6 protein-coding genes are annotated in these 8064 nt (G+C 66.0%); all 6 read right to left on the bottom strand.

The features are described from left to right. A partial coding sequence (locus tag H5T60_08790; GenBank protein MBC7242528.1) for a sugar transferase occupies window positions 1–1276 on the bottom strand: 1276 nt, incomplete at its 3' end. 36 nt (window positions 1277–1312) lie between these two features. Further along, a complete protein-coding gene (locus H5T60_08785) occupies window positions 1313–2098 on the bottom strand; it encodes a glycosyltransferase family 2 protein (GenBank protein MBC7242527.1) in 786 nt (261 codons plus the stop codon). Then, window positions 2091–3278, bottom strand: a complete 1188-nt coding sequence (locus H5T60_08780) for a glycosyltransferase (protein ID MBC7242526.1) — start codon at window positions 3276–3278, stop codon at window positions 2091–2093. Before H5T60_08780 ends, H5T60_08785 begins: the two co-directional genes overlap by 8 nt. Further along, on the bottom strand, window positions 3278–4861 hold the full coding sequence (locus H5T60_08775) for an O-antigen ligase family protein (GenBank protein MBC7242525.1): 1584 nt from the start codon (window positions 4859–4861) through the stop codon (window positions 3278–3280). Before H5T60_08775 ends, H5T60_08780 begins: the two co-directional genes overlap by 1 nt. Then, on the bottom strand, window positions 4858–6348 hold the full coding sequence (locus H5T60_08770) for a flippase (protein MBC7242524.1): 1491 nt from the start codon (window positions 6346–6348) through the stop codon (window positions 4858–4860). The genes H5T60_08775 and H5T60_08770 overlap by 4 nt, the downstream gene beginning before the upstream one ends. 15 nt (window positions 6349–6363) lie before the next feature. Then, window positions 6364–8064: alkaline phosphatase family protein (locus tag H5T60_08765; protein ID MBC7242523.1), on the bottom strand; the 1701-nt coding region annotated here is incomplete at its 5' end.

The following is an 8064-nucleotide window of genomic DNA, read 5'->3' as shown; positions in this document are numbered from 1 at the left end:
ACCAGCCGGTGATGCCGGGCGGGACGGAGAGCCGGCGTCTCTGCCATGGCTCGTACTGCTCGACGATGCAGGGAAGCTCCGGCCGCGGCCCCACCAGGCTCATCTCGCCCTTCAGCACGTTGAAGAACTGCGGCAGTTCGTCCAGGCTGGAACGGCGCAGGAAGTGTCCCAGCCGCGTCACCCGCGGATCGTTGGGAAGTTTGTGGATGGGCTTGCCGTCCTCGGTGTACTGGATGACCTCATGAAGCCGATGCTCCGCGCCGTCCACCATGGTGCGGAACTTGTACATGAGGAAGGGCCGGCCGTTCTCCCCGATGCGCCACTGCTTGAAGATGACCGGGCCGGGCGAATCCAGCTTGATAGCCAGTGCGATCAGCGCCATGATCGGGGCAGTGATGACGATGAGCACGGCCGAGAGGAGCACATCAAAGACGCGTTTGACCAGCCGGGTGTAGCCGTTGATGGCCGGCGCCCGCAGGCTGATGACCGGCATGCCGTCAACTTCCTCCACCTCGGTGCGGGCAAAGGCCAGGTCAAAGAGGTCCGGCACCACCTTGACCTCGACGGGGAGCTTCTGGAGTTCCATCACCAAGTTGATGAGTCGGTGGTGTGCCCGCAGGGGCAGGGCAAAGATGACCTCGTGGATGTTCTGCTCCTGGACGACTTCGCAGACCTTATCCAGTGGGCCGAGCACCGGCACGCCTTCGTACTCGCGGTTCCATTTGTCCGGGTCGTCATCCAGGAAGCCCACCACCCGGGCGAGGGGCCAGCCGCGGTTGGAATGAATGGCGCGCGCCAGGTCCTGTCCCACCTTGCCGGCGCCCAGGATGAGCACTCGCAACGGGTCGTGGTCGCGCCCCATGCGGATATAGAAGAGCGTCCGCATCAGCACCCGGAAACCCGTCAGCGCAATCAGGTCAAAGATGAAGAAGTAGACAAAGAGGAGGCGGGGCACGGTGCGGTAGGTGAGGTACAGCACGCCGGCGAAGGCGGCGGTGGCCACCAGCACCGCCACCGCGACCGACTGCAGTTCCTGCGTCAGGCTGGCCATTTTGCGGGGAGAATAGACGGAGAGCGTATTGAAAAAGAAGACCCACAGCACCACGACCAGCACGTAGACCACGGGCGATATTTCTGCCGCCTTCGGGTGCACGATCTCGGCGCCAAAGGGCCAGGACAGTCGGGCCAGACGGGCCAGCGCCAGGGCGATCACTGTCAGGATAATGTCGCTGGCTCCCAGGAAAAGGCGAAAATTGACTTCGGAATCGCGGGGCACCTCTCACCCTCCTTGCCGCTGCTGCGCGTGTGCACGTCACCACAGGGGCAGGGGATGTTTGCTGAACAAGCGCATTATACTCCTGAGATGGATCCACGTCAATCGGTTGAAGGGGCCGCGCGCGCTTTCCCGGCGGTGGTGATGAATAATGCGGGCGGAGGGGACGTAGTAGACCGACCAGCCGGCGGCGCGCGCCCGATAGCACCAGTCAATGTCCTCGTAGTACATGAAGAAGCCTTCGTCCAGCGGCCCAACCTGTTCCCACGCCTCCCGTCGGATGAGCAGGCAGGCCCCCAATACCCAGTCCACCGGGCGGGGCGTCCTGTGGTCCCAATCGGTCATCAAATAGCGGCACAGGCTGGGATGGCGCGGGAAGAGGCGGTGCAGGGGGGTGCCCCGCAGGATGACGCCCAGCAGGTTGGGGAATTCGCGGCAAGAGGTCTGTATCTCGCCGTCCAACCCGATGAGCTGGCCGCCGGCCGCGCCGGCATCGGGATGCGCCTCCATGAAGCGCACCAGCTCGTCCAGCGCGCCCTCCTGTACCTGGGTATCCGGGTTGAGCAGGAGGATATAGCGCCCCTGCGAGCGGGCGATGCCGCGATTGTTGCCGGCGGCGAAGCCCAGGTTGGCGGGATTTTCCAGCACCTGTACCTCGGGGAAGTCGCGTCGGACGCGCGCCGGCGTGCCGTCGCCGCTGGCGTTGTCCACCACCCATATCTCGCAAGTGCCCAGGGTGAAGGGATGGCGCCGGATGGACTCCAGGCATTCGACCAGTAGCTCTGGCGTGCGGTAGTGCAGGATGATGATGGAGAGGTCAATCATCCGCCGGCATTCTCCCAGGGCGCAGAAGTTCGTCCAGGACGGATTCCAAGCGAGTCGTATTGGCCTGCGCGTCGTGCCGCGTCAGGGCGACCTGCCGGCCGGCCTGGGCCAGGCGCGAGCGCAGTTCCGCATCGGCCAGGAGCGCACCGATCTGCGCGGCCAGGTCATCGGCGTCGCCGGCGCGAAAGTGCAGGCCGGTCTCCCCATGCCGCACCAGCTCCAGCGGACCGGAATGGTTCGGCACGACGACGGGAGCGCCGGCCAGCCAGGCCTCGGGGATAATGAGGCCGGCGCCCTCCGGTCCGGCCGATGCCAGCACCACCACGTCCGAGGCGGCCAACAGGGCCGGCACATCCTCGATCCATCCTAAAAGACGCACGGAATCCTCCAGATGATACGCCTCGATGCGCCGGCGCAGTGCATCTTTGTACGATTGGTACATGGTGCGGGGGATATCGCCGGCCAGGCAGAAATAGGCGCGGATGCCGGCCTCGTTCAGCCGGTGGGCGGCCTCCACCAGTGTGTCCAGCCCTTTCTGCGGCACCATGCGCGCCACTGAGGTGACGATAGGCCATGATTCCCTCAGGTCGTACTGCTGGCGCACGCCGGCGGCGCGCGCGGCCAGGTTCTCGAAACGCCGGCGGTCCACCCCGTCATAGATGACGCGGATTTTGCCGCCCACATCGCGGAAATTGGCCACCGCCACAGCGTACGTGATAGTGATGATGCGGTCGGCCATCAGCGCGATATAGCGGTACAGGGTGCGCGTCAGCCAGCGCGGCGAGGTCCATATTTCCCGTATGTGCCAGACGTTGGGAATGCCGCTGAGCCGGGCGGCCAGTGCGCCCACGGGGATCGCGCTCGAGTTGGTGTATACCAGTGCGGCGCGTTCCCTGCGGATGAGGCGCATAAGCTGAATGGTGCTGGAGATGAAGCGCCGGCCGAATTCCCAGATGTCCCGCGGGCTGGCAAGGCGCTCCAGCCGGCACAGGTCCAGGTAGATGACGCGCGCGCCGGCGGCCTCCAGCTCACCCACCAACGGGCCGGGGTGGGGAAGCACCACCAACGGCGTAAAGCGGCGCTGGTCCAGGTTCTGGACGATGGTCAATAACCCCATATCCGCCCCGCCGTACTCAGAGCGGGAGTTCAGGAACAGGATGCGTTTTGGCTCGCTTTCCATCAGGCCACCTCATGGGAAGCGGGGTCAGGGGAGGGGCGGCGTGCCAGGCGGGCGGCCGCCACGATCATCGCGATGTAAAACCACTGATAGGTGAAGTGGATGGAATCGGCCATGGTCAGACGGGCGATAAGGGCCAGGAAGCCGGCCAGCAGGCCGAGGGACGCCATGCGCATGAAGCGGTCGCCCTGCCGGCGCCAAGCCCGGATGGCCTCGATCCCCTCCAGCGTGACGGCAATGACCAACCAGATGAAGGCCAGCAGGCCGGGAACGCCCGTCTCGGTCAGGAAGCGCAGGATGATACTACCGCTCATCACCGGGAAGGCATCGGGATAGGCGTCGGTAATCGCCTTTCCCCAATCGGGCATATAGTCGTAGAAGAAAAAGCCGTAGTTGCCGTAGCCGACGCCCCAGGGACGGTCCAGGAACATGGCCCAAGATGTCGCGATGGCGGTGGTGCGGTGGATGTTGCCGAAGTTCTCCTCCTGGAAGGGGGAGATGAAGCGGTCGCTGACCGCCTGGAGCAGGGAGGCCTGTTCCGTGACGGGCATCTGCGACAGGATCAGGCTGATGATCACGATGACGCTGGCGACGCCGGCCAGGGCGATGCCGGCACGCGCCAGAAAGCGCGGGGCAAAGGCCAGCACCACAACGCCGCCCACCAGCACCGCCAGGTAAGCACTGCGGGCGAAGGTCAGCAGGAGTGCCAGGCCGGCGGCCCCCAGCGCCGCCCACAACAGCCACTGCCACCTGCTTTCCCGCAGGGCGCGGCCGGCGAGCAGGGCAAAGATCAGCGGGATGGCACCGCTCAGGAAGTCGCCGAACCATACCGGCTCCGAGGCGACGGACCAGATGCGCAGGAAGCGGCCGCCGGCCAGCGGGATGGCCCACTGCCGGGAAGCCCCGAACGATGCGCTTTGCGGGAACAGGTCCACGCCCGGCAGTCCGAGCGGGTAGGCGATAAACTGGTAGATGCCGTACAGCGAGACCGCCAGGGTGGAGAGGATGAGGATGATGACGGCGCGCCGAAAGAGCCGGCGGTCCTGCACGGCCAGCACCACCACGGCGTAGGTGATGACCATCAGCAGGAACTGGGCGATCTGCTTGGCACTGCGGACATAGCGCACCTCGCCGCGATATTCCCCGGGCGGCACCTGGGCGGAGAGGAAAAAGGATGCGGCGATGACCAGCGTCAGCAGGATCACGGCGGTGTGGACCCGCGATCGCGGCCACCACAGAGGGCGAGCCAGGAGAGCCGCCCGGCAGAGCAGGAAAAGGGTGGTCACGGCCAGGGCCGCGTAGTTGGCCTGGAGGCTGAAGCCCATTTCGAGCAGGGAAAAGCGCGTCGCCGGCATCAGGAAGACGAAGGCCAGGAACGCCCATTCGACCGGCCTCCGACTGCGCAGAGAAAGCCATATGCCGGCGGCCAATACCGCCGCTCCCACAAGCCCCAGGGCCAGGGGCAGTTTGGGCAGGGGCAGGAGTGCCAGCGCCAGCCCGGCGGCCAGCGCGCCGGCCGCCAGCGCCGCCTGCCACACCAAAGGGTGCTGTACCAGCCAGGAGCGCGCGCTCCTCAGCGGCGTCATCGCGATCCTCCTGTGCCGGCCCCACGGCTGGGACGCAGTGCCGCCGGCGGCCGGAGCAGTGCGGCGAACTGGCGCAGTTCACTGCTTTCGACCAATCCCAGCGGCCACAGCGCGGCGAGGTACAGGACAGCGGCGGCGAGCAGTTTCAGCGCCGCCGGCCCGGCCGGCCATAGCACGATCATGACCCCTGCCGGCAGGGCGCCGGCGGCCAGCCGCAGGAGCGGGCCGGCGAAGTTATACGCACCCAGGCCCCGGCTGACGTAATAGAACCCGACGGCAAAGGCCACCGCCTGGGCGACCAGCATGGCGACCGCGGCGCCGGTAGCGCCGGCGCGCGGGATGAGCCAAAGGCCCAGCGCCAGGTGCGGCACCAGGGAAATGGCCAGGCTGATGGCCTCGAAATGCTGTTGGCCGAGCGCCGTCAGCAGGTACTTGAAGGCGTAGTTGGGGAACATGAAGACCAGCGACCAGGCCATCAGCGCCAGCGCCGGCGCGGCGCCGCGATATTCCCTGCCAAAGAGCAGTACCACGAGCGGCTCGCTCATCAGGGAGGTGAGCACGGCAACCGGCACGGTCATGATGAGGAAGTACTTGAAGATCTTCTGGTACAGGGAGAAGGCCCGTTGACGGCCCTCTTGGTCGCGGGTCAGGTTGGAGAGCGCCGGCAGGAGGCCGGCCATGATGCTGTCGGGCACGATGTTCATGCGGGAGATCAACCGGTAGGGCGCGCCGTACAGGCCCAGCTCCAGCGCCGTCTGCAGGATCTGGAGCAGGAATGTGTCGAGCTGGCCGTCCAGCGTGCGGAATCCTGTGGAAAAGAGCAGGGGAAACGATTCCCGGAAGAAGTAGCGCAGGCGCGGCCACTGTATCCGCCATGCCGGCCGGGCGAATTTCTGCCAGACAATGATACTGCAGAAAATAAGCTTGATCGTGAACGAGAGCACCTGGAACCAGAAGATGGAGAGGAAGCCCCAGCGCATGATCATGACCAGGATGACGCCGGCCAGGAAGACGCCGCGCTCGATGAACACGGAGACAGCCAGGTATTTGGTGTCCTCGAAAGCGGTGAAGACGCTGGCGAAGAGGTTGGCCAGCACCTGAATGATGGAGGCCAGGACGCTGATGTAGACCGCCGCCACGACGACGGCCTGGCGGGTGAAGAGCGGCAGGAGCAGTACGGAAAGCAGGGCCGCCAAGACCGTGAAGACCGCCTGGACGGTCAGCGCATGGGCCAGATTCTCGCCGGCGCGCGAGCGGTCGCGGGCCGTCTCGCGGATGAGGATGCTGAAGGTCCCGCCGGTGGCCAGGGTCCCGATGAACAGGGAATAGGCCATGACGAAGGCGTAGCGGCCGAAGCCCTCGGCCCCCAGATAGCGGGTGATGAGCAGGACGGTGATGACGTTGGCGGCCAGGCCGATGATGCGCGCGAGGAGGATATAGCCGGCGGTGGCAACGGAACTGCGTCCTATAGGGGTCTCGTCAGCCATCTTCTCCAAACCGATCTAATCCAGGTATCCCAGGCCGCGCAGGCGCTCTTCCAGGATGGCCCGCTCCTCTTCGTCGTACAGGTCGCCGCCGGCCGGGGTTTCCCCGGTTTCCACGCCCTCGCTGTAGCGCACCGCCGGCGGTGTCGTGAACAGCTCCTCCAACACCCGCCCGTCCAGGCCGTGCGGCACGGCACAGCCGGCCAGGTGCAGGATGGTGGGCGCCATATCCACGATTTCCGCCCGTTCGATGGCGCGGCCGGCGGCGATGCCAGGCCCTTCCACGAACAGCATGCCATAGAGCCGATGCGTGCCGTTGGGCAGGTATTCCCGCTGAAGCTCCTGGCGCGACATGGTGTGGACGCTGACCGGGCCTGGGCTGGTGTGGCTGGGACGCACCCGGTAATAGGGGTCCTGCCGCGGGATAAGGATGATATCGGGCGCACGCTCCAGCTCCGTGCCGTGATATATCTCTTCCCGCAGGCCGGCGTGCTCGATGACCGATTCGCCGGTGAGGGGATCTTTCCATTCGTGCAGGCGCTCCAGGATTTGCCGGCGCAGGTCCTCGTACTCGGCGCCGGGCTGGACAGTGCCCTGCGGCTCGCGGCCGGCGAGGTTGATCCAGATGCTCTCCTGGTACTCATCGGCATAGGCGAGGGTGTGTTCCCAATCAATGAAGAAGAAGGCGGCCGGGTAGCGGATGCGCCCGTACCAGCGCGGCGCCAGGCGCTCTAATGCCATCTTGACCCGCTGGGGCACCATCTGGCGCAGGCGTTCCCAGGCGGTGCGCCACAGCAGTCCGCCGATGCCGGCCGCTCCCGGCGAAACAGCGGGCTGTCGGCGGAACCTCAGCCAGCCCTGCTCCGCCAGCCAGTTGTTCAGGTAGATGACCTTGTCGCTGGTGGGGCCGAAGCCGTGGTCCGACATGACGATGAGCACGTCCTCCGGAGAAAGAAGCCGGCGCACCTCCGCCGCGAATTCATCCAGCCGCTGGTAGACGCGCAGGATGCGGTCGCCGTATTTGCCGGCGCCGGCGGGGTCATACTGCGGATGGGTCGGCTCCATGAACTTCCAGAAATGGTGCTGGACGCTGTCCGTGGCGCGGAAATTGATGGCGAAGACGTCCCATTCCTTGTGTTTCAGCAGATAGCGCGCCGCGGCGATCTGGTTCTCCAGATGGCGCTCGATCTTGTCCCACAGGGCATCATAGCGGTAGGTGCGTGCCTCTTCCTCCAGCGTCGGCTCGATGATGTATTCCCCCAGCCGGCGGAGCAGTTCCTCTTTCAGCTCGGGCGGGTAGGTGTAGGCACTGTCCTCGCCCGGCGTGTCCATGCCGGAGATCATGAAGCCGTCCAGCGGCTCGGGCGGATAGGTCATCACCAGGTTGACGATGCCGGCTGTGCGCCCTTGCTCGTTCAGCATGCGCCAGAGGGGCTTGCCGCGCCGGTCGGCCCCGCACACCAGGCGCGACTCGTAGGTACCGGGGATGTGCTCTTTGAAGTAGTAGATGCCGTGCCGGCCGGGGTTGTTGCCGGTGACGAAGCTGGCCCAGGCCGGCGCGCTCACCGGCGGGATGGTGGACCGCATACGGCCGTACGCGCCGCGCTCCAGCATGCCGGCCAATGCCGGCAGTTTGCCCTCCCGCGCCCAGCGGAGGGCCAGCTCGAACACCGCGCCGTCCCAGCCGAGCACCACCACCTTGCGTTTGGTCAGATCACT

The sequence above is a fragment of the Anaerolineae bacterium genome (genome assembly GCA_014360855.1).
GTDB lineage: Bacteria > Chloroflexota > Anaerolineae > JACIWP01 > JACIWP01 > JACIWP01.
Note: the sequence above shows the minus strand (reverse complement) of the source record. Positions and strands in the feature narration are given on the sequence as shown.